At 58.7% G+C, this 21,246-nt stretch carries 17 protein-coding genes and 1 pseudogene; 9 read left to right on the top strand and 9 right to left on the bottom strand.

Features of this window, described 5'->3' with window-relative positions; genetic code table 11:
• On the top strand, positions 1-582 hold the full coding sequence (locus tag ACYU8T_RS08695; protein ID WP_461159137.1) for a DUF805 domain-containing protein: 582 nt from the start codon (positions 1-3) through the stop codon (positions 580-582).
• On the opposite strand, the gene ACYU8T_RS08690 is transcribed toward ACYU8T_RS08695, so the two are convergent.
• Both ACYU8T_RS08690 and ACYU8T_RS08685 read right to left on the bottom strand, forming a co-directional pair.
• A protein-coding gene (locus ACYU8T_RS08690; RefSeq protein WP_461159136.1) for an IS5 family transposase occupies positions 583-1,340 on the bottom strand; the annotation gives its coding sequence in 2 pieces (ribosomal slippage) (positions 583-1,019 and positions 1,019-1,340; 759 coding nt in all).
• 44 nt (positions 1,341-1,384) lie between these two features.
• Complete coding sequence (locus tag ACYU8T_RS08685) at positions 1,385-3,640, bottom strand: DNA methyltransferase (RefSeq protein WP_461159135.1); 2,256 nt, start codon at positions 3,638-3,640, stop codon at positions 1,385-1,387.
• A 373-nt stretch (positions 3,641-4,013) separates the two neighbouring features.
• On the opposite strand from ACYU8T_RS08685, the gene ACYU8T_RS08680 reads away from it, so the two are divergent.
• The 4 genes from ACYU8T_RS08680 (at position 4,014) to ACYU8T_RS08665 (ending at position 6,962) form a co-directional block, all read left to right on the top strand.
• Positions 4,014-5,693: a DUF262 domain-containing protein gene (locus ACYU8T_RS08680; RefSeq protein WP_461159134.1), complete on the top strand. Its 1,680-nt coding sequence runs from the start codon at positions 4,014-4,016 to the stop codon at positions 5,691-5,693.
• Between the two features lie 250 nt (positions 5,694-5,943).
• Positions 5,944-6,249 (top strand): hypothetical protein, encoded by a 306-nt coding sequence (locus tag ACYU8T_RS08675; protein ID WP_461159133.1) that lies wholly within the window; start codon positions 5,944-5,946, stop codon positions 6,247-6,249.
• Between the two features lie 162 nt (positions 6,250-6,411).
• Positions 6,412-6,663, top strand: coding sequence for a type II toxin-antitoxin system CcdA family antitoxin (locus tag ACYU8T_RS08670; RefSeq protein ID WP_461159132.1), 252 nt, complete (start codon positions 6,412-6,414; stop codon positions 6,661-6,663).
• Positions 6,663-6,962 (top strand): CcdB family protein, encoded by a 300-nt coding sequence (locus ACYU8T_RS08665; RefSeq protein ID WP_461159131.1) that lies wholly within the window; start codon positions 6,663-6,665, stop codon positions 6,960-6,962. The genes ACYU8T_RS08670 and ACYU8T_RS08665 overlap by 1 nt, the downstream gene beginning before the upstream one ends.
• A 28-nt stretch (positions 6,963-6,990) precedes the next feature.
• On the opposite strand, the gene ACYU8T_RS08660 is transcribed toward ACYU8T_RS08665, so the two are convergent.
• The 3 genes from ACYU8T_RS08660 to ACYU8T_RS08650 all read right to left on the bottom strand — a co-directional run bounded on the left by ACYU8T_RS08660 (position 6,991) and on the right by ACYU8T_RS08650 (position 9,817).
• Positions 6,991-7,878: a plasmid partitioning protein RepB C-terminal domain-containing protein gene (locus ACYU8T_RS08660; protein ID WP_461159130.1), complete on the bottom strand. Its 888-nt coding sequence runs from the start codon at positions 7,876-7,878 to the stop codon at positions 6,991-6,993.
• Entirely contained in the window at positions 7,875-8,369 is a 495-nt protein-coding gene (locus ACYU8T_RS08655; RefSeq protein WP_461159782.1) for a plasmid partitioning protein RepB C-terminal domain-containing protein, read from the bottom strand. Before ACYU8T_RS08655 ends, ACYU8T_RS08660 begins: the two co-directional genes overlap by 4 nt.
• Positions 8,370-8,453: 84 nt before the next feature.
• A protein-coding gene (locus ACYU8T_RS08650; protein WP_461159116.1) for an IS3 family transposase occupies positions 8,454-9,817 on the bottom strand; the annotation gives its coding sequence in 2 pieces (ribosomal slippage) (positions 8,454-9,467 and positions 9,470-9,817; 1,362 coding nt in all).
• Positions 9,818-10,270: 453 nt separating this feature from the next.
• Between ACYU8T_RS08650 and ACYU8T_RS08645 the strand changes: the two genes are divergently transcribed.
• On the top strand, positions 10,271-12,292 hold the full coding sequence (locus ACYU8T_RS08645) for a Druantia anti-phage system protein DruA (protein WP_461159129.1): 2,022 nt from the start codon (positions 10,271-10,273) through the stop codon (positions 12,290-12,292).
• A 17-nt stretch (positions 12,293-12,309) separates the two neighbouring features.
• Here ACYU8T_RS08645 and ACYU8T_RS08640 read toward each other — a convergent pair whose 3' ends face one another.
• Genes ACYU8T_RS08640 through ACYU8T_RS08630 form a run of 3 tightly spaced genes read right to left on the bottom strand, consistent with a single transcriptional unit; the run spans position 12,310 to position 15,721 of the window.
• The gene (locus tag ACYU8T_RS08640; protein WP_461159128.1) at positions 12,310-14,298 is read right to left on the bottom strand and encodes a DEAD/DEAH box helicase; all 1,989 of its coding nucleotides are present in this window, start codon (positions 14,296-14,298) and stop codon (positions 12,310-12,312) included.
• 18 nt (positions 14,299-14,316) lie between these two features.
• Positions 14,317-14,961, bottom strand: a complete 645-nt coding sequence (locus ACYU8T_RS08635; RefSeq protein WP_461159127.1) for a DUF1998 domain-containing protein — start codon at positions 14,959-14,961, stop codon at positions 14,317-14,319.
• Entirely contained in the window at positions 14,954-15,721 is a 768-nt protein-coding gene (locus ACYU8T_RS08630) for a hypothetical protein (RefSeq protein WP_461159126.1), read from the bottom strand. Before ACYU8T_RS08630 ends, ACYU8T_RS08635 begins: the two co-directional genes overlap by 8 nt.
• Positions 15,722-15,748: 27 nt before the next feature.
• On the opposite strand from ACYU8T_RS08630, the pseudogene ACYU8T_RS08625 reads away from it, so the two are divergent.
• Positions 15,749-17,717: pseudogene (locus ACYU8T_RS08625) on the top strand (AAA family ATPase); the annotation flags it as partial.
• A gap of 155 nt (positions 17,718-17,872) precedes the next feature.
• On the opposite strand, the gene ACYU8T_RS08620 reads toward ACYU8T_RS08625, so the two are convergent.
• Positions 17,873-18,469, bottom strand: coding sequence for a hypothetical protein (locus ACYU8T_RS08620; protein ID WP_461159125.1), 597 nt, complete (start codon positions 18,467-18,469; stop codon positions 17,873-17,875).
• A gap of 504 nt (positions 18,470-18,973) precedes the next feature.
• Here ACYU8T_RS08620 and ACYU8T_RS08615 point away from each other — a divergent pair.
• Together ACYU8T_RS08615 and ACYU8T_RS08610 are read left to right on the top strand one after the other, a co-directional pair.
• Positions 18,974-20,596, top strand: coding sequence for a sensor histidine kinase (locus ACYU8T_RS08615; RefSeq protein ID WP_461159124.1), 1,623 nt, complete (start codon positions 18,974-18,976; stop codon positions 20,594-20,596).
• Entirely contained in the window at positions 20,589-21,242 is a 654-nt protein-coding gene (locus tag ACYU8T_RS08610; protein WP_461159123.1) for a response regulator transcription factor, read from the top strand. Before ACYU8T_RS08615 ends, ACYU8T_RS08610 begins: the two co-directional genes overlap by 8 nt.
• The last annotated feature ends 4 nt before the right edge of the window (positions 21,243-21,246 follow it).

Raw genomic sequence — 21,246 nt, 5'->3', positions numbered from 1 at the left:
ATGATCACATCTTCACAAATCGCTCGGCTGGAGAAGCTGACCGAGCTTCGGGATAAGGGTGCCCTGACCTTGGAGGAGTTTGAGCAACATAAGCAGGCCATTCTTGCTCCCCCGCCGCCCAGAGCGGCAAATACCTTCGATTCGACGGCCATCAAAAAGCGGCTGGTGGGTGACGTTGATCTGGGGGAATTCGAAACTCACCTGCGATGGATGATCCTGCCGCTGCAAAACTATGCCAACTTCACAGGGCGATCTGGACGCCGGGAATACTGGATGTTCACCCTTGGAGTGGCAGTAATCTACGCCATTCTGTACATCATGTTTGAATCCGCTCTACGGGAAGACAACGCCTTCACCGGCATGGTTTCCCTGGGGATGGCTGGCCTGATTGCCATCGGTCTATTCCTTCCGGCGTTGGCGGTCCAGGTCCGACGCCTTCACGATCAGGATAAGCCCGGCTGGTGGGTGTTGCTTAATCTTGTCCCATATCTCGGTGCGATCATCGTCCTGATCTTGATGTGCTTGGAAGGGACGGACGGACCTAATCGCTACGGGGATGACCCTAGGCTCAGGACTCGTTGATCACAGCCAGAAGAGCACGGTGGCTGCGAGAGCGAGGGCGGAGAAGAAGACGGTTGGGCAGCGGTCGTAGCGGGTTGCCACACGGCGCCAGTCTTTCAGGCGACCAAACATGATCTCGATGCGGTTTCGGCGTTTGTATCGGCGCTTGTCGTATTTGACGGGAAAAGAACGGGATTTCCGGCCCGGAATGCAAGGCGTGATGCCCTTTTGTTCGAGCGCATCCCTGAACCATTCGGCGTCATAGCCCCGGTCAGCCAGCATCCACTGCGCCTTGGGTAGATCATCGAGCAGGGCTGCCGCGCCGGTGTAATCGCTGATTTGTCCTGCCGTGATGAAGAAGCTCAAAGGGCGGCCGTTGGCATCGGTGACGGCGTGAAGCTTGGTATTCATGCCGCCCTTGGTCCGCCCGATCAGGCGGCCGAGGCCCCCTTTTTTACCCCAAGGCTGGAAGCCGTGCGGTGGGCCTTGAGATAGGTAGCATCGATCATGACGGTCTGGGGATCGGCTCTCTGGGCAGACAGCCCCTCCATCATCCGGCCAAACACGCCCATCTCGCCCCACCGTTTCCAGCGGTTGTAGAGCGTCTTGTGCGGACCGTATTCCCTGGGCGCATCACGCCAGCGCAGCCCGTTGCGGTTGACGAAGATGATCCCGCTCAGCACGCGCCGGTCATCGACCCGGGGCTTGCCGTGGCTCTTGGGAAAATAGGGCGAAAGACGCGCCATCTGCTCGTCCGTCAGCCAATACAGGTCGCTCATGCTCAGTCTCCTCGCGGAGCCTGAATCACATCGCCCTCAGCCAATCAATGGGTCCTGAGCCTAGCTTTAGGATTGATCGCAAGTGCAGAATCATTTCGCTCTTGCTCTTTCGCCGCGGACTTCTGGCGATCAGGGAGCACGGTGTCCCGCAGTCGCTTGAATGGCACAGCGAATTCTTCCGCTTCAAGTACATCCATGCCTTGAAAATCAATGACATACCGCTTTGGTGAAATGACTTTCTGGCTCAGCAGCTCATTTGCAATCAAATACGGTCGCAATACCTTGCTAAGCTTGCCTGTGTTATCTCCAGCAAGGGCACTCCGAGCCGTATCTGCCTTGAGCAAGAAGCCCTTATGTCCATGTGTTTGCCCCTGATAGCAGCCCGCAAGCTGGTTAGCTCTTAGAGGCTTGGCCTTTGTCACGTCATGATTGAACGATAGTGCAGACCCGATTCGCTCGACGGCCTCGGCGCGCTCTTCCGCTTTGCCTTTCTCACCCACTTGAATGAAAAGGCGCTTGGGACCCACCTCGCGACCCTTTACCCAGTTGACGATGGAAACGTGAAGGTCGGCATCTCCCGGCCAGGGCATGCTGGACATTGCTTCGGTGATCGTGCCGCCGTGTCCTACAATGTAATCTAAACTGGCTTCCCGACTGTAGTTTTGGCGCACTGTATTGGTTCCGACCAAACCAGCACGCTGGCCATCTTTCAGATGGTCGTGTGCCCTTCGGAACCAGTAACAGCAGTAATCAGCGCGGCCGTCGATATTCGGATAACGCTCACGTAGAGCGTGCGTGTAGCCGGCCTCAGCCTCTGCTTGTAGCTTGTTTTTGCTCTGATATGGAGGATTGCCGATTATGGCGTCAACCTCCGGCCAATCAACAAATAGCGCATCGTTCTGTTGAATATTATCGTCTAAGTTATCTAACGGTAGAGCTTGATCCTCAAGACCTAGCTCACCCTGCATAGCACCAATGGTCTCCCGCGCTTCGTCAAGTGCAAGCTTTTTTGCAAGCATGAGAGTGACTTTCGCGAGTTCAACCCCAAATGCATCAAGTTCTATACCGAAAAACTGCTTTGGACTGATGATACTGACTGTCTTTGCTTGCTTCGAGAACTCTGCAGCTGAAAATTCGTCCTTCAAACGTTGCAAAATTCGAAGATCTAAGCGTGTCATCTCTCGGTAGGCAATATAAAGAAAGTTTCCACTACCGCATGCCGGATCGAGAACCCGAAATTGGGATAGCGCTCCCCTGAGTTCCAGCAACTGCTTCATTGTTTTAGCCGCCTCTATTCGTTCAAGCCACGGCCGAACGATCACGGGGCCTACGATACGTTGTATATCTGCCTCAGCCGTGTAATGCGCGCCGAAAGCGTGGCGCTGCGCCTTGTCCATGCTATCTTGAAACAAGGTTCCAAAGATTGCCGGATTAACCTTCGACCAGTCCTTTGTTGCAGCCCCTTCCTTATCTTTGCCTATGAGATCAAGCTGGAATCGATCCAGCTCTATCGGCTCAACTTTAGCGAATAGCCCGCCGTTGAAATACCGTACGCCCTTAAAGCGGCCGGCCGCGGCAGCGTTAGGATCGTTCATCTGACGGAAGAGGCCGCCAAACAGATCATAGGGCGATTGCTCCCGTTCGACGCAATCGTCATAAATGCCCTGGATCGTTGCTGCGGGCATCAAATCGATGTCTTCGGCGAACATAGCGATTAGAAGTTGAAGAACGAACCTTTGCGCCTGTTCGCGTGGGACTGGCTTGGCTGGATGCTTAACCAACCCACGGAACAATTCGGCCATTTTGTCAGCCGCATCGCGGGAGACTTTTTCACGGTCGTTTCCAAAGATCGGCTTAGGATTATTCGGAAACAGAAAGTTAAGGGCTGGATATCGTTGTGGTAGTTCATCAAGAAATACCTTGTCGACGGGCTCGCCTAGCTGCTTGTCGAAATCATAAATCCAAAATTCCTTGAAATTGCACAGTACAACGTATCTGGGGCGGTTCGGGACCGCCTCGATCCAGTAATCGAATGCTTGCTGATAATGCAGATGGAGCTTTTCCCCCGCACTTTTCATCTCGATCAAAACGTGCGGCTTCCACATCAGGTCGGCAAATTTCTTACCTTTTCCGCCTGTTTTGGTTACTCGGAATTCAAGGCTTGCCCCAGCTTCTTTGTAGCCTTTGTGTCCAAAGGCTTGAAACAAGCGGTCGCAGAAAACTTGGGCTTCACCCTTCTCGTCACCGAGCGGTTGTGCGTATTCGACAAACTGCTTCAAACGGTCAACGGTTTCAGACACTTGGACAATCCCCTTTGGCTTGTTCCTAGCCGAAGGATGAATGCGCCGTCACTATGAATTCTCACATGCGGATACCGGGCAGAACCCCCACGCAGCGCGCGAAGATGACTCAAGGTGTCCGAGCTATTTCACTGTCCTTATTCGGCTCATAGCTAGCTGCTTATGGCCGAGAAGTTTGATAACTACCCTTATGTTGATGGCCTCGACCAGCACGCGAAAGGCGCCGTCGATTATTTAGAAGGCAGCCGCTCAGGCAAGGTATGGACTCAGAAGCGTCGATCCCCGCGAGCATCGCTAAAAGTTGGTTGCGCCTGATCGCAGTGCCTGTACAGCCGACCGAGCTAACCTCTTCAATGGGCAACGGGGGCCGATCGTGTCGAAGAAGATCAGTGGTGCTGAATATCCTCTTTCCAAGATTTTCTCGTCTGATTTCGAGTATGTCATCCCCTCGTACCAGCGCCCCTACGCTTGGACCCCCGATCAGGCCGGTGAGCTTTTCGATGACCTAATCGCTTTCTTCCAAGCCGAGCAAGAGGAGGGCTATTTTCTCGGCAGCATCGTGCTAATCAAATCCGAAGAGAGCGCCTATTCGCAGGTGATTGACGGGCAACAGCGCCTGACGACACTTACCATCCTGCTCGCCGCAATGGCTTCGGCGAACGACGGCGAGGACAGTGAGGAGATTCGCCCTTACATCTTGGAGCCGGGCAAGAAGATGGAAGGCATCTTGCCGAAACCTCGTTTGTCGCTGCGAGAGCGCGACAAAGCGTTCTTTTCAAAATACATCCAAAATCTACAGTTAAATGCCCTGATCGATCTTGACTCCTCTTCGCTAGAGAACGAGTCGCAAGTTAATATCCGTGACAACGCAAGGCATTTTGTTCAGGCCGTTGCCGAAGCCCTTCCGACGCAGGAGAAGCTGCGCGCGTTTGTGACGTTCCTTCTGACGCGCTGTTACCTCGTCGCCGTCTCAACGGCGAGCCAGGAGTCGGCCTTTAGAGTATTTTCGGTCATGAACAGCCGCGGCCTCGATCTCCAGCCAACTGACATTATCAAGGCAGACACGATCGGTAAGTTGAAGAGCGAGAGCGACCGTCAGCTCTACAACGACAAGTGGGAAGAAATGGAGGTTGAACTCACGCGAGAAGGCTTTCGCGACCTTTTCACCTATCTCCGCATGATCTACGCCAAGGAGAAAGCTAAGCGGATTTTGCTAGAGGAGTTTAGAACGCACGTCTTGCCAAAAAATCCCGATCCTAAAATCTTCATTGATGAAGTTCTAGAGCCATTCTCGGATGCGCTGGATGCAATTCGTAATGCCTCCTTTTCGGCGACATCACACGCCGAAACCGTAAATTACTATATCAGGTGGCTTCAGCGGATTGACAACTCTGACTGGATACCGCCGGCGATGCTTTATCTTAAGGAGCAGCGTAACAAGCCTAAGCGGGTTGCGCGCTTCTTTGAACTCCTAGAGCGATTAGCCGCTTTCATGCACATTTGCAGGTGGAATGTGAATGATCGGATTGAGGTCTATGCAGACCTTATCGGTGATATCCAGTCTGGCGTGGAACCCGATGAGATGGAAACATTCCAGTTCACCGATGAAAACGTCGAAGACTTTCGCGAGGCGCTCGACGGAAACATCTACGAACTTACTCCTCGCCGACGCAATTATTTGCTTCTACGGCTCGATTCCTTCATTTCGGATGGTGCCGCCACTTACGACCCGTCCATTCTGACGATCGAACACGTTCTGCCGCAGACCGTGCCTGCAAACAGCGAATGGAAAGAATGGTGGCCCGACGCCGCCGAGCGCAAGGTGTGGGTGCATCGGCTCGCCAACCTGGTTCCGCTTAACAAGAAGAAGAATTCATCGGCGCAGAATTACGAATTTGGCCCGAAGTGCGATATCTACTTTTCAGGCACCAAGAATGTATCGTCATATGCATTAACCAGCCAAGTATTGACGCAGAAGGAGTGGACACCAGAAGTAGTAGCGGTCCGCCAGAAAGACTTGCTCGAGACTATCTATAATAATTGGGCGATCTGAAAGGTTGATGAACTAAACTAAAGAAAATATTAATCGGTTTCTGTGATCGTCTGATCAAAGGGAAATGTTGTATAGCGGCGACGCGTCAGTGTACTCTTGCCACAATTACCTTCTTAAGGATTTTGCATTTAGGAAATACAGGAAAAGGACGGAGATGCGTGAATCTTGGAACAAGACAACGTCGTTCGAGCATTTTGATGTTAAACTGGCCAACACTCGCTGGAGTTGGTCCGGTCAATCTGTAGATGGAATGACCGTAGCGCTTGTCCTCTGGCAGGATGGGGTGAAGGGCAAGAATGGCAATCTCACTTATGACGATACCGAAAATCCGGACGCCGAGTGGCGTAGCCGTCCGGGATCAATCGAGCGCACCCAGCTGCTGAAACATTGTCGCGACAATCTCGGCGGTCAGTTTCGGGCCGTCATCGCTGTGGCTGCGGACATCGAGGCGGATCCCAGGCAAATTGAGCGATGCTTCCCCCATAAGGGTGTCCTTTGGCAGCTGGATGAATTTGATGAGAGGACTGGCGCTTTCAGTGCGCATGTCGTCCGCTGATCCGGGTGTAAGGCCTCGGGCGGCTATGCAGACATAGGCCAACTGGTCGCTACCGGCTGACCTCGAATAAAAGTCCGATAACTGCGGTTATGTTCATGCCTTCTGGCTGGTTGACGAGGCAGAGCGAAATGCGCATATTTGTGCGCATGAAAGGAAGCTGCAATGGGTAGGTTTGAGCATGAATTCACGGGGCAGGGCCGGAAGCCTACCAATGTGTCCCTCGACATGGCCCTGGTGGCGGAAGCTAAGGGGCTCGGCATAAACATTTCGCGTGCATGCGAGGTAGGGCTGCTCGAGCAGATAGCCAAGGAGCGGGGACGGCTATGGAGGGAGGAAAATGCTCCCGCCCTGAAAAGTTCAAACGACTATGTTGAGCAACATGGCTTACCCTTGAGCAGACACCGCCAATTCTAATGGCAAAGTTTGATGTGTATCGTCAAAAGAATGGCGGTCCTCTTGTGCTCGATTGCCAGGCGGACCTTCTCTCTGATCTCAACACCCGTTTGGTCGTCCCCCTTCTCCCGGTTGAACAAGCTCCCAAGCCTGCAGCGCGCTTGAACCCCGTATTTGATCTGGATGGTGAACGCTACACCATGGTGACGCAGTTTGCAGCGAGCGTGGCCACGCGGGAGTTGGGGGAAATTCTGCAGTCGCTCAGGTCAGAGCAGGACACCATCGGCGCTGCGCTAGACATGCTTATTTTTGGCTTCTGAATGGCGACAGGTGCCATCGCCCGAGGCGTCACGCAGCTTGTGGGACATCGACGATTTTTTGAAATTCGCCCAATATGTCGGCATGATGATGCGCCAGATATCGCACAATGCGCGCGTTGCTGAGAAGGCGGTTCACGTATCCAATCGCTAAAACGAGATCGAGGTGATCTGCGCCGTAGGTTTGTTCAACCATCTTGAATTCGCGATCCAGGCTGGCTGACTCCCGTTCCATGAGCGCTATTTGTTCGGATGTTAGACCCTTTAAGATTTTCCGCCGCCCCGTCACAAGCTGATCCTCTGGAGTGGCTGCAACCAGAGATTTGGCATATCCGGTCGAAAATCGGTTCATCGCGATCATTAGCTCGGCCGCTTCAATCTGTCGTAGTGGCTTCAACTTTCGAAGTTCCACAAAGGCTGCGAGCGGGAGGTGCTTATCGTTGAGCAGCGCAACAGCCTCAGGGCAAATGCCTCTAAGAAGATTTCTCTTTGAGCGGATATTTGCGATATTCACATTTAAGGCGCGAGCAAGCCTCTCCTCCGAAACGCCCTTTTGAATCGCATTGAGGATCATTCTGTGTTCTTGAATTATAGCAATTCTGTTGATGCGCTTATTGTAGGTGAATGCTTCATCTTCAGTAGCGACAAGGCATACCACCTCTGAATCGCCACGCTCGAGCAGGATTTGTACTCGGAGGTGACCATCAAGAAGGTGATACTGATTTGGATTGAGGGGATCCCTGATTACGACAGGGGGTTCGATGATGCCCACCTCGCTGACGGATGCCGCTATCTGAGCATACTTCACGGATTTCTTTACCTGATCGGATACCTCTCTTAGGGGCAGTATTGCCGCAAGATTGATGCGAAGAGTGGCATCTTCAAACGCTTGAGCGATTGACCTGCGCGGCCGCGTCATAGGTCGTCTCCCTGCATACCCAAGCGGACTGCTATATTTTCAGGCAGCGTGGCGAGGTTTTCGTCCTCGGCAAGCCCGACGAATTGCTGGTCCTTGATCAATCTGCGAAGCGCCTCACTAATGAAGATCAGGCGGCTGCGGGTGATTTCAGTGCGTCTGATCATGACACGTTTCCGGTCGGTTTCCTCCTGATAGGCTTTGACCAAAGCTTCGGCAGAAACCTGGATGCGCGGCTTGCTGTTGGACCAGTCCAGGCCTTTTCCTCGCCGTCGTCGTATTTCGAGCAGCCTCTTTGCGGCGACAAGTTTGCGACCCTTGAGGAGACCTTGTTCATATGCGCTGCTTAGTGCTGTCTGTGCATCTTGGTCGGGTGCGTCCGCGATTTCGATGGCCACACTGAGGGGGATCGTTCCGCTTTCCACCGATTGCAGCAGGCGCTTTTCACCGGTCTCCAACAGGTGGGCGACGCCGTGAACATATTCAGCGGTCAGGCCAGTTCGTTGTCCGTCGTCAGCACATTCGGCACAACTCGCGGCGTAGATTAGCGGAGTGCGGGCCTCGTCTGGGGGTTGATGTTAAGCGGCGAGCTTGCGGTGTTGCAAGCGGCGATATTCGATGGTCTGTCGCTTGATCCTTTCGCGCTGTTTGATGATGGCTGGCGCCCTGCCGAAGTAGGCGTCGGCGGGCGTCACGTTGTTCAAGCTCTCGTGGTAACGCTGGTGGTTGTAGTGATCGACGAAGGCCTCGATCTGGGCCTCGAGGTCGCCGGGCAGGAAGTAGTTCTCCAGCAGGATGCGGTTTTTCAGGGTCTGGTGCCAGCGTTCGATCTTGCCCTGGGTCTGCGGGTGGCACGGGGCGCCGCGGACATGGCTCATCTTTCGGGCCTCGATGTATTCCGCCAGTTCGCCCGCGATGTAGCTGGGGCCATTGTCGCTGAGCAGCCTGGGCTTGTGCAGCACCGTGGCGCTGTCGCAGCCCGAGGCCTTGAGGGCGAGGTCCAGCGTGTCGGTCACGTCCTCGGCCCGCATGTTGGTGCACAGCTTCCAGGCGATGATGTAGCGCGAGAAGTCGTCGAGCACGGTCGACAGGTACATCCAGCCCCATCCGATGATCTTGAAGTAGGTAAAATCGGTCTGCCACATCTCGTTCACCCGCGTGGTTTTGGTGTGGAACTGATCGGCGGCCTTGATTACGACATAGGCCGGGCTGGTGATCAGATCATGGGCCTTCAACAGTCGATAAACCGTGGCTTCCGAGACGAAGTAGCGCTTCTCGTCGGTGAAGCGTACCGCCAGCTCGCGCGGTGACAGCTCGCTGTAATCCAGCGCCATCTCGACGATCTGATCCTGGATATCGTCGCCGATGCGGTTCCACACCCGGCTCGGCGCCGATGGTCGATCCTCCAGCGCCTCAGGCCCGCCCTCGAAATAGCGGTCATACCAGCGGTAGAACGTCCGGCGGGGGATGCCGAGCTGGTCCAGCGTGCGTTTGGCGGGCAGATGTGACTGCTCGACGATCCGGATGATCTCGAGCTTTTCGGATGCGGGATACCTCATTCGTCGTCGCCCCCATCCGCAAGCATGCTTTTTTTCAGCAGACGGTTTTCGAGCGTCAGGTCGGCAACGCATTCCTTCAAGGCACGGGCCTCACGCCGCAGATCCTGCACTTCGCCGGTGGTCGCGGCACGCGCGGTATCACCGGCCAAGCGGCGCTTGCCGGCTTCCATGAACTCCTTCGACCAGGTGTAATACAGGCTCTGGGCGATGCCTTCCTTGCGGCACAGCTCGGCAATGCTGTCTTCGCCGCGCAGGCCATCCAGCACGATGCGGATCTTGTCCTCGGCCGAAAAATGCCGACGCGTCTGCCGCCGGATGTCCTTCACCACCTGCTCAGCAGGGGCCTTCGCCGGCAATTTTTTCAAGGAGGGTTGGGTCTTCATCTTCGTTCCTTCGTCACTACGACGAAGCCCCAACCCTCCTTAATTCACAACCTCAAATCTGTGCCATTGGTGCTGACGGCGGACAGGAGATTCAGCAGAAGGGCGACCTCCCCTCTCTCCTACTACGTACAAGCAGTGGCGCGCTCGGCATCAACCTGGCCCACCCGGCATTCGGCGACGGCGACCGACCAGACCCGGTCTCACTCCAAGACGCGCTCGAAGCCCTGCTTCATGTCCTCGACGTTAGAGGTCGCGAGCGCTCGGCTGCGCGGCGACGGATCATCTCCGAAATACTCAGCGACTGGAGCCAGGCGCTCGACCCGGACCGCTCATCTATCGCGAACATTTTATCTCCTTGAATCCGTCAGGTTCCGCGCTCAAGCGCGCTGGAGTTCCACCCCGATCTTTGGCATAATCGGGCTAGGAGAATGGGTTGTGCAGGGGGCGCGATTAATGTCGGAAGGGAAGTTGCGGTTGAGTCCAGGGCAAGTGCGAACCGTCTCCCCTTTCCTGCGCATCGATCAGAAGCGGGAGTTTCGCAGCCTCCTAACGTTCGAGGGCGCACCCCAACCTTCTTTCGCCGAGGAACTGCGCACGCTGGCGCGTCGCTATGTTGATGATGGCGAGAGCCGGAAGCTCCGCACCGTCTGCCTTCTCGTCGCCGATCTCTTCGAGCAAGGCTGGCGCGTTGCCGTCGAGGACGATCATATTCTCTTCGAGGCGCCAGGCATCACACGGCAATCGGAGCAGTCGGTCGACGACGTGAAGCGCCGCGTTCGCGACGCACTGCAGGCCGCCCGCCAACGGCAACTACGGGAACCGTCCGTCGAAGCCTTCCTCCGACGCATGGAGCGCCGCACGCTCCGCGCGCCCGGGGCGCGGAGTTGCATCCTCGATCTGGTCGACAACGGGTCCGACCTCGCCGCCGAATTCCGACGGATCGCGTCCCTTCCCACCGGTCAGCAGGAGTCGGCGTTGGCCGACGTCGTCGATCCCGTCGTCGAGATCTGCAGGGCACGTGACCGCTGCTCGGCGACCGGCTTGCCGCTCAACGACATATGGCGCTACTTCCGCCACACCTGGGCGCACGAATATCGCCCGATCCCCGGCCGCCAGCTGCTGGTGTTGATCCGGAACGCTGCTCGCCCGAACCGCCCCGTCATGGGCATCGCCATGCTCGCGAGCCCTGTCATGCGGGTCACGGCCCGCGACCGCTGGATCGGTTGGCTCCGGGAATCGATGGAGGCGCGCTTCCTCGCCGGCGAATGGGCCCCCGAGGATATCGCCAAGGCATTCCTGGGCCGGATCGATGCGTCGATCGCCAATCTCCGGTGGGACGACCTCGCGTCCAAAAGCGAGATCCGCTCGCCAGTTGAAACGACGATCCTGCGGTTGGAGCAGAAGGCCTCGGGCGCAGCCTACTCGCGCGATCTCCAGCTACGCGCACATTATGAGGACAACCGGGCCGCCGATGGTAGCGTCCGGCCGATGCGCGGCAACGTGAAGGACGCGCAAGGAGATGCCGACTGGCGCGCGGCGTCCGAGGATCTACTCTTCGTGCGCAAGCGAGCCGAGCTTCTGGCGCAACTCCTGTTCGCCAAGCAAACGTTCCGCGCGGCCGGTCTCGCGAAGAAACCGCGCGCCGCGATCGAGCAGCTTCTCGCCGCGAAGACCGGCCAGCGCGCGATCGACATCACCCTCACCGAATTCCGCAAGGCCGGTCTGTCGAGCCAGGTCGCCGACGTCAGCATCTGCGGCGCGATCCATCCCTACAACGAACTGCTCGGCGGGAAGCTCGTCGCCCTGCTCCTCGCCTCGCGCGAGATCCACGATTACTACGCCGAACGATACGGTTCGCAGATCAGCGTCATCGCTTCACAGATGGCGGGGCGGGCAATCTCCAAGCCCGCCGACCTCCGGATCCTTACGACGACTAGCCTCTACGGTGTGGGCTCAAGCCAATATAACCGGCTTGTACTGCGCGCGAGCGATCACGCCGATCTAGGCCATGATGTCCACTGGGACGCCATCGGCAAGAGCCTGACCGGCGGTTACGGCACGCTTCACCTCGGCAAAGAGACGGCGCATGCGCTGCGACAAATGGCGCAGGCCCGCCACGACTCCCGGCGTGTGAACAACCGCTTCGGTGAGGGAACCAGCCCCCGGCTTCGGCAAATCAGAGAAGGCCTCGATGCGCTCGGCATCGACAGCGACGCCATCCTGCATCACGCTAACCCACGGCTGTTCTACGCCTGCGAACTCGGTTCGGCATCGCGCGACGCGCTTCTCGGGATGCACACCGAACCGCCATCGCTGTCCAGCGCCGCGTCGATCGGCGCGGCGTGGCGCCGACGCTGGTTGCTGGCGCGATCCAGGCGGCCGGAAACCCTCGCCGCCATCGAGAAACTCGGCCCGCAAAGCGTGCACGCGGCGTTGATCTCGCTGGCGTCGGATCCGTCACTGCTCCCGACCTGATACCGACCGAAAGCGCGTCAAATCGCGGCGACGTCCTCGAAGCCGATCAATTCGACTATATCGGGCCGGGCCTTCGCCGCCTTTAGCACGGCATCGCGCACGAAGCTCTGCTGTGATCCGATGTTGATGACGAGCGTATCGATCGCGCGAGTCAGCGGGATCATCACCCACCGGGACGCATGCAGTTTGGCAAGATCGTCGGCCGACGTATAAAGGTCGTCAACGGGATGGCCCTCGTTGAGCCACTGGGCATGCTTATAGTCCCAGAGTTCGTCCAAGCCGTAGTTGATGACGGTCCAGCCCTCGAGGCCGCGGCATGAATCGTACTGAACGAACCGTAACTGGTCGCGGCTCGTCGCGAAATGCTCCCGGACGTCCCGGCTCGTGCCGTCCCAGACCCTGTGGCCCAAGGCAACGAACTCCGCGGCAGGCTTGCAATGCCCGCCACCGTGGTTCGCACCGGCCAGTGAGGGAGGCACGCAGGCCAGGAGGTCTACCGGCGCGTTCTTCAACACCTCCGCCTCGTCGCACCATTCCTTCAGACGATCCGGATGGGAACTCAGGTCGCCCTCAACGATGATGATGCGGCCGCCGGCGGCATCCGTGTTCGGCTCCAGATCCCATTCATCAATCCCGAGATTCGTGGCCATGTCGGACACAAACGCCGCCAGATTGGCTTTCATCCGCATGCAGCGCGTTAGCCGCCGCTTGCGCAGCGAGGCCTTGCCGACGCCCGCGCTCCAGTCCGCCACGGTCCCGCGGACGAACTGGTCGACGCCGTCGGAGACGACAAGGCTTTCCGAGCCATAGATTTTCCGCAGGATCGCAATCTCGTCCGACGGCCAATCCTGCCCCTCGTCGACGAGCACGCTATCCCAGCCGAATTGATCGGCGTGATCGCGGATGAGCTTGTCGATATCGTCGCGGCTGACCGCACCCGACTCTACATAGGCGAGTAGCGCCTCTTTGTGCTCGGCGTAGCGTTCCAGAAAGTCGTCGTAGCAGTCGATGATGCCCAGCGCCATCATGAGTCGGCCAAAGAAGCCGTGCGCCGTCTCGATCCCGATACCCCCGGTCTCCACAGCGCGGGGCACTCCGAGAAGGGCCATCGATCGTCGAAGGTCCGCAACGAGCGCCTTGTTAAAGGTGAGGACCAGCGAGGGCTTCTCGTCGAACTGGTAGGCCCGATACGCCATCTGCAGGAGTATGACGGTTTTGCCGACGCCACCGCGGCCCTTCAGCAGGATCTGCTTCTCGCCCATGTCCTCGACCCAGTTGTCGGGGAGCGCCTGCTTCGCGATCAGGTCCATGCGCTTGCGATCGAGGGGCGTCGGTTCGAGAACGTCGAACAATTCGAAGCTCGGGTCGAGGATCGTTCGGAAGACGTCCGTCGATCCGAAGTTCAGATTCGCGAAATTGCCAGAACGGACGGGGTTGGATATCTGACCCAACGTGTTCAGAAGCCTCTCGAAGCTCGTATCGCTCGCGATGAAATTATGGGGCCGAGGCGGAAGCTGCGCTTCCTTCAGCCCCGAGAACATCACCAGTTCCTGGACGTAGATGCTCCCGCCACCTCGATCGCGCAGATATTTCTTGAACTCGAACATCTGCTTAAACGCCTTCTCGGTGACACATTCCCCGTCCTTCTTATTGCTGTATTTGACCGTGGCGGTCCTGCCCTCGAACCGAACACCGGGGGCATCGTGGGACTTCTCCTCAATCAGAAGCGCGAAGTTCCGGATGGAGGCACCCTTCGGAATGAACGGCTCTCCCTCGGAGGGACAGAATTTCATCTCCGCATCGAACGATCTCGGCGTCGCGAAACTGCCGACGACGATGATGTCGAGATCCTGGAATTTGTACCCATACATTTTGAAGCCGACGAATATCTTGACGATGTCGTCCTTGCTCTGCGCAAGATCAGGCCACAGCTTCAGCATCTGTTTGCGCAGGTGAACCGCAGCCTCATACTCCTGGCCGCTGTTCACACCCAAAATCTCAATCACGGGCTACATCCTGTCGTTTCAAGCGATCTCGGAAAGAACGGAGAGGGATGCCGCCGGCAGGTTACCCCTGACCAGCAGTTCGTTCACCGGGATCACGAGGAGATCCGGCCAGTTCTCGCGCATCTCGACAATCCTAGGGTCGGCCGGATGGTCCCCGGTCAATCCGCCGGCGAGCGCGACCGCGAACCGCTGGCCGTCTGATCGCGTGGCGAGGATCGGGATCGTTACCGACCCCATCCCCGGGACATCCACGTCGACATCGAGACCGAACTGAACGCCGTCAGTCTGGCGCTCGAGATCCTGGTGGAGCAGGAGCGTTGAGGCCTTGATACGGAGAGGGTCGAAGGGCTGCATCTCGCCACTGATCAGATATGCGAGCAGTTCCGCGCCGACATGCCGATCGAGCAACCCATGCTCGAACTTGTTCTTGAAGCTGCGCAGGCAGCGATAGCACGAGGCGTCGCAATTCTCCGGGCACGTCTTCATCAGCGTGAGAGCACGCTGGAACACTTCTTCGCCGCGGTGGGCCAACTGGCCGGAGAAGCCCGCGCCGCCGGGGAGAGTATCGTAGAGGAAAATCTCCGCCTCGAGCCCGCTAATCCCCGCCGGGGTCACCGCTGGGCGATATTCCGCCATGAGTTCGCCGGGCTCGATCTCAAGCATCGACGAGGCGGCCTTGGCGATCGCCTCGCTTAAGGCCCTCGTCGAGCGGCACCGTCTGCGCGAAGTGGCAGTCGGAGCATTCGCGATAGAGGCGTCGGTTCTGCCATGCCTCGACACGGTCCTCCCACATCGGCGAATAGATCGCTCCCGACGTGTAACACTTGCCCGAGATCCAGACCGTCTTGCCCGGCGCATATTGCGACAGCGCGACCGGCAGAGACTGCGACGGCGCAAATTTCATTACCGGGCGGAAATCCGTCGATCGGTCGATGTCGAACACATTGAACGGCGCCACATCTGTCGGAAACGCGTAGCGCGGCAACACGCCACTATAGAGCAACCGGTCCAGCAATTTGCCGGTCTGCGCCTTCTCGGACGGAACCTCCTCGCCTTCCTCTTCCTGAACCTCGACGCCTTCGCCGTCAGGCTCCTCGAAGAACTTCTCACCGCCCAGCACTTTGCCCTTGAGGGCGTCGTCGATCGACTTCAGGCAGTCGGCCGCCATGTCATCGAGCAATTCCTGCCGATCCTCCGGCGATAACTGGCTCGGAATCCAGTCGGCGACGGAGTCCCGGAGCGACTTGGCATTCTTCTTCAGCCAGGCTTCGAAATCGGCGCGGTTGAGGATTTCTGCGCCCGACTGGAATCCGCGGACGGTGCCCAGCACCGAAAACAGGTTCGGATCGGCGTCGGGATCAAAACCCGGAATCCGATCCTGATGATAGCGCTGGAGCAGATAGGCGCGGACGTGGCGGCGCACGATGTCGGGATTGTCGAGCGTGAGCTTGGGCGTGGCGATGAACGCTTCACCTCGCGGTCCATGCTCGAGACCGAGCAGCGGCTTGAGCGTGGCGCCGCCGCGCTCGACGCCCGCCGCCACCATGGCGTCGCGGCGCGCCATGTCGATCATGCGCTCGCACGGGCAAGCAGAGGCGGGCTGGATCTCTCGGCCGAGCAGCGTGGCGCGCTCGAGCATGTGACCAGTGCGAACGGGCTTAGCAGCGTCATCGGCTATGCCGGCACCGGCAAGAGCGCGATGCTGGGGGTGGCTCGCGAAGCCTGGGAGCATGCGGGATATGAGGTGTGTGGCGCAGCGCTCTCGGGCATTGCTGCTGAAAATCTCGAGGGTGGCTCTGGCATTGCGTCGCGCACCATCGCCAGCCTCGAGCATCAGTGGGCACAGGATCGCGAACTGCTGACCGACAGGTCCATCCTCGTGATCGACGAGGCTGGTATGATCGGCACGCGGCAGATGGAGCGGGTAATAAGGGAAGCGGAAAAACGCGGCGCAAAGCTGGTGCTGGTCGGCGACCCCGAACAGCTGCAGGCGATCGAGGCGGGGGCCGCGTTCCGCTCGGTGGCCGAGCGGCATGGCAGCGTCGAGATCACCTCCATCCGCCGCCAGGGCGAGGAATGGCAGCGGAAGGCGACACGGGCGCTCGCCACCGGGCGCACGGCAGAGGCGATCGACGCTTACGCAGAAGCAGGCCATATCCATGTGGCTGAGACGCGGGAAGGCGCACGGCGGGAACTGATCGATCGCTGGGAGAGGGACCGCGGCATCGACCCGCAAGCCAGCCGCATCATCCTCACCCACACCAATGACGAGGTGCGGGCGCTCAACGAAGCGGCGCGCGAGCGGCTGCAGGGTGCTGGCGCGTTGGGTGAGGAGATCGAGCTCATTGTCGAGCGTGGGACACGAAGCTTTGCGACCGGAGACCGGGTCATGTTCTTGCAAAATGAGCGCAGCCTTGGGGTCAAGAACGGAACCCTTGCCACCGTGCAATGCGCCAGCCAGGCACGCATGGCGGTGATGCTGGACGATGGTCGAAGGGTGGCGTTCGACCTCAAGGACTATGGCGCGATCGATCATGGCTATGCCGCCACCATCCATAAGGTGCAGGGCATGACGGTGGACAGGGTGCATGTGCTCGCAACTCCGGGGCTGGATCGTCATGCCGCCTATGTCGCGCTGTCCCGGCATCGCGGCACGGTCGATCTCCACTATGGCCAGGATGACTTTGCCGATCAGGGCAGGCTGGTGCGCACACTCAGCCGGGAGCGGGGCAAGGACATGGCGTCCGACTACACACAGGCGCGCGATCCGGAGCCGCAGGCAGTGGCTGGCAGGTCGATCGCTGCTCCGGGAGGAAAAAGGCTCGGCGCCGATCCTCCAGAGAGGCCTGAGCCGCAGCAGGATATGATACAGGTGCGGGACCGCGCCATTGTCCGTCACGCCCGCGCCGTGCAGGCGATCTTCACCATGCAGGATCAAGGGCTCGACAGCACGCCCGATCAACTCCGCGCATTGAACGACGCACGCAAGGGGCTGAACGACCTGCGGCCGCATGCCGCGCTCGACGCCGAGACGGCCTATGCGCGTAATCCCTCGCTCGCAGCCTCAGCAGCACGGGGCGACACCGAGCCGGCGCGCGCCGCTATCCTCCACGAGAAGGAGGTTCGCACCAACCCCGAGCTTCGCGCCGACCGCTTTGTCGAGCGATGGAACCGCTACGCCAATGCCGCAGAACGGGCCTATGCATCAGGCGACTATGACAGCCGCCGTGCTTATCAGGATACGATGCGCAACATGGCCAAGTCGCTGGAGCGTGATCCGCAGATGGAGTCCATTTCTTGCAGGTCGCAAGCGCGAACTGGGGATCGCCATCGACAGCGGACGCAAGTTGGGAGCAGAGCTGGCGTTCAATCATGGGATCGATCTGGGGCGCGGCCGGGGGCTTGGTATTAGTATGTGAATGGAAGCAGATTGGCGGCTCAGCGCCATTTTTTGTCGTACTGGAGGCAACAAGGCGATCCCGGAAGCGGTCATTCCCCGGCTGTGCGTCGCCCCGCTCAATAATCGGCCTTCGATCCGATTTCAGGTGGGAGGCTGCCCGAGCCAAAACGACCATCATGGGTTGAAGCTGCTCAGTTCCTCAGACATGCCGGGCACTTCAGACATGCCGCTTGCTATTTCTCCCATGCAGCGAGTGAGGATGAAGTCGCTAGGTTGACCCTGTGCATCAATTGAGTTCCAGCCCGGTGCCATCTCATGCAGCATCCGCTCCGAGCCGATGCTATGGAGGTTTGCAATCATCTGCCCGGAGCGCGGACACTCCTGCTGCACGCTGTCGGAAGTCGCGCGAGCTCTGATGCGCATCAACGCCGCATCGGTATAGTTGGGGTAAAGGGTAGAGACGACTGTAAATTCGCATGCAAGGGCTGCTGCACGTGCAATCTCCGACACACAGGTTCTTTCCGTCTTAAATTCTGTGGCTGCGGTATCAGCCGCCGCTACCCGGGTGGCGGTTCCGGTGCCGGGAGGTACTGCCTCGCCTGCTGCCGCTGTAAGTGTGCTTGGACCGCCAAACAGATCGATCCCAAAGACCTTGTCGAGCATGTGTGCACCACCAAGGCCTAAGATCGGCATCAATGCTAAGAGCTTCAATCCATTCATCAGATTGTTCTGTTTGGGCTGCTCGTCCTCAGTCCATTCTTCGTCTGCCACCTGCTAACCCCCCGTTATAAGTTCCGGGCGCATAGTGATGCGGAACCTCGACGGCCGAAATCCGGTTATTTCCCGGTGGGCTGAGTTAACAGTTTCACAGCTTGAATGTGCATGGGCCAAGAGACGTGCAGGAGAGAAGTGAGGTAAGGACGGGCACCGAGCGGTCATAGAGCCCGCCCCCCATCTGCAATCTGAGATAGGCCATGAGATTCCGCCTCAAGCAGCGGACGACATAGTCCGGCTGTGCAATCGGGCCTCCGCTGCCGCACGGACATGATCCAGATTAGCGAAACCTCTCCGATTCGCCCCGTAACAGGACCTCCGCGTGGGGCCTCCTTTTCGGCTGCGGCGGAGATGTTCGACATCGGCCATGATGGATATCCGGTACATTCCCGGACTCTGCCCATCTGCTCGCATCTTCCGCGCCAGAGACTGTATGCGAAGATGTCAGACCCGGAAAAAACCCGGCTTGGCATCCGAAAATTGATGCTGCACAGGCGTTTGATGGCCACCCTGCCATCCCCATCCAGCTTTGCTGACTCGGCGCCGATTTTCCACCCGCGCCCGGGGAAGATGCTCGTCGCCATCTTCATCGGCTATTTCTTCGCGTTCCTTGCAGCGCACAAGGTTGCCAGCCCATGGGGCGGCATTCAATATTTCAGTCTCTGGTACCCGGCGGCGGGCGTGCGCCTGGCGCTGCTATGGTATTGCGGCGCTCGCTGGACACCGGCAGTCATAGCAGTGGAACTTGTCGCACAATGGCTGGGCGGCGCCATCCTTTTCGGATCGCCGCATTTCTGGAGTCAGATCGGGGGGGTGGCGCGAGCGCCCTTGTCCTATGGGCTGATCATAGGGGCGGCGCAATGGCTCCGCAGGCAGAAACCTTCCGATCTTACGACAGACCCAATGCCCTTCGGCCTGGCAGCCGTTCTCGCGCCGACATTGAGCGCATTTGTCGCTGCAGGGTGGGAATGTTTCGACGCGAGCGTGCCGATCCAATTGCCAACGGCGCGCTTCGCCACGATCTTCGCCGCCTTTCTCGTGGGCGATCTGCTCGGCGTGCTCCTCGTGTCCCCGGCCATGCTCTGGATCGCTGCCCGGCTGGAAAGACCTTCCCCTTCCTTTCACCTGCAGCTGCGTTTCCCGTCGAGAGTGCTGGAGCCCCTCGCGGTGATCATAGCGGCCGGAGTGCTGGCTGCAATTTTGGGCGCAGTTAGCGCGTTCCTGAGCTTGATGCCAATCCTGGTGAGTGCGACCTGGATGGGCCTGAGAGGCGGGCGAAGCGGCGCCTGGATAGCTATTGTCATCGCGGCTGCCGTCATGTTGCCCTGGTCCCTCGCCATATCCTCCGCCGAGATGCGCATCGCCTTGCATTCGGGCCTCGCGGCGGTCGCGATTTCGGCCTATCTCGCGGGAAGCTTTTCAGAGGGGCAGCGTCGCGCGCGTGCAGATATCGCAAGGCGCGATCGGGTCCTTTTCCAGGCGGAACGGCTAAAGACACTGCGGGCGATGTCGGTTGCTGTCATCCACGAAATCAGTCAGCCGCTGTCCACGCTGGCGATCGAAAGCCGCCATCTGGCTGCCATCAGCGAAGATCCGGCAGCTCATGCGACGGACATTCGCGAGAGCGCACGACTGATCGAGAGGAAAGCAGAAACGCTCTCCAACATGGTTCGCCGGCTGCGCCGTTTCGGCGGACGAGCTGTCGATGAACCCTCATTGCTATCATTGAGCCGGGTGCTTGATGAGACTGTGCATCTGGCTGCTGGAGAAGCGCGGGCGGGCCGATCCAGCTTGAGGGTCAACCTGCCTGAGGAAGACCTACTCATCATGGGACAGGAGGTCGAACTGACGCAGGCGCTCCTGAACCTCGTCCGCAACGCCATCGCGGCGTCGCCGGGAAGCGCCATCGATATCTCGCTTAAACTTTCGAACTCCGAGGCGGCCATTCATATTTCAAATAGCGTTAACCGCGATAGCGAGGGATATGGCGGTATGGGGATCGGTTCGCTTGTGGCGCGCGCGATCATCGAGGCGCATGGCGGCCGGTTGGAGCGAACCGCTTCTGTGGCCGACCTTATCACGCATGAGGTCACTTTGCCGCTTGTCGAGGTGCTGCATGGCTGAGGGTGAGCTTCCTCATTTCGTGTGCGTGGTGGACGATGACTCCGACCTCGGAGCGGCCGTCGCCAGGCTGCTCAGTCGCCACGGATATCGCACCCGCGCCTATCAGGATCCTGCCGAGTTTCTCGCCATGCTGCCCCAGGAACAGGCGGATTGCATCGTCACCGATATCATGATGTGCGATATGGACGGCTTCGCCTTTGCTGAAGCCTTGCGATCGGCGGACCCCGCTGCCGCGATCATCTTCATGACGGCATGGCCGACCACGGCCAATGCCGTCGATGCCGTCCGCACCTATGGCGGCCTGGATTATCTTGAAAAGCCCATAGATGAGCCACGACTGCTCAAGGCTGTCTCCGAGGGCGTTCTGTGGAGCGGCCGCCGTCGCGCGGCCTTGCTCAAGCTCGCCAAGCTCACCAAGCGCGAGCGGGAAGTGATCGAGCTGCTCGGCCTGGGGTTCAGCAACAAGCAGATCGCTGCCCATTTGAACCTCAGTCCGAAAACGGTTGAAGATCACCGCGCAAATATCATCGGCAAGACGGGTTTGGCGGGCATGAGCCAGATGGTTGCGTTGCTGAAGGATGCATCCGACATTTTGCCCGAGCGGCGATTGCAGGACGGCCAGAGTATCGAGGCAGGACAGGCCTGACGGC

Source organism: Sphingobium sp. TomMM35A, from assembly GCF_054771735.1.
This window is presented reverse-complemented; position numbering and strand designations above follow the sequence as displayed.

Excerpts from the sequence above, each read along its gene's own strand:
- ACYU8T_RS08695 (WP_461159137.1), top strand. The coding sequence starts at position 1 with ATGATCACATCTTCACAAATCGCTCGGCTGGAGAAGCTGACCGAGCTT.
- ACYU8T_RS08675 (WP_461159133.1), top strand. The coding sequence starts at position 5,944 with ATGACCGTAGCGCTTGTCCTCTGGCAGGATGGGGTGAAGGGCAAGAAT.
- ACYU8T_RS08670 (WP_461159132.1), top strand. The coding sequence starts at position 6,412 with ATGGGTAGGTTTGAGCATGAATTCACGGGGCAGGGCCGGAAGCCTACC.
- ACYU8T_RS08665 (WP_461159131.1), top strand. The coding sequence starts at position 6,663 with ATGGCAAAGTTTGATGTGTATCGTCAAAAGAATGGCGGTCCTCTTGTG.
- ACYU8T_RS08660 (WP_461159130.1), bottom strand. The coding sequence starts at position 7,878 with ATGACGCGGCCGCGCAGGTCAATCGCTCAAGCGTTTGAAGATGCCACT.
- ACYU8T_RS08645 (WP_461159129.1), top strand. The coding sequence starts at position 10,271 with ATGTCGGAAGGGAAGTTGCGGTTGAGTCCAGGGCAAGTGCGAACCGTC.
- ACYU8T_RS08635 (WP_461159127.1), bottom strand. The coding sequence starts at position 14,961 with ATGCTTGAGATCGAGCCCGGCGAACTCATGGCGGAATATCGCCCAGCG.
- ACYU8T_RS08615 (WP_461159124.1), top strand. The coding sequence starts at position 18,974 with ATGGCCACCCTGCCATCCCCATCCAGCTTTGCTGACTCGGCGCCGATT.
- ACYU8T_RS08610 (WP_461159123.1), top strand. The coding sequence starts at position 20,589 with ATGGCTGAGGGTGAGCTTCCTCATTTCGTGTGCGTGGTGGACGATGAC.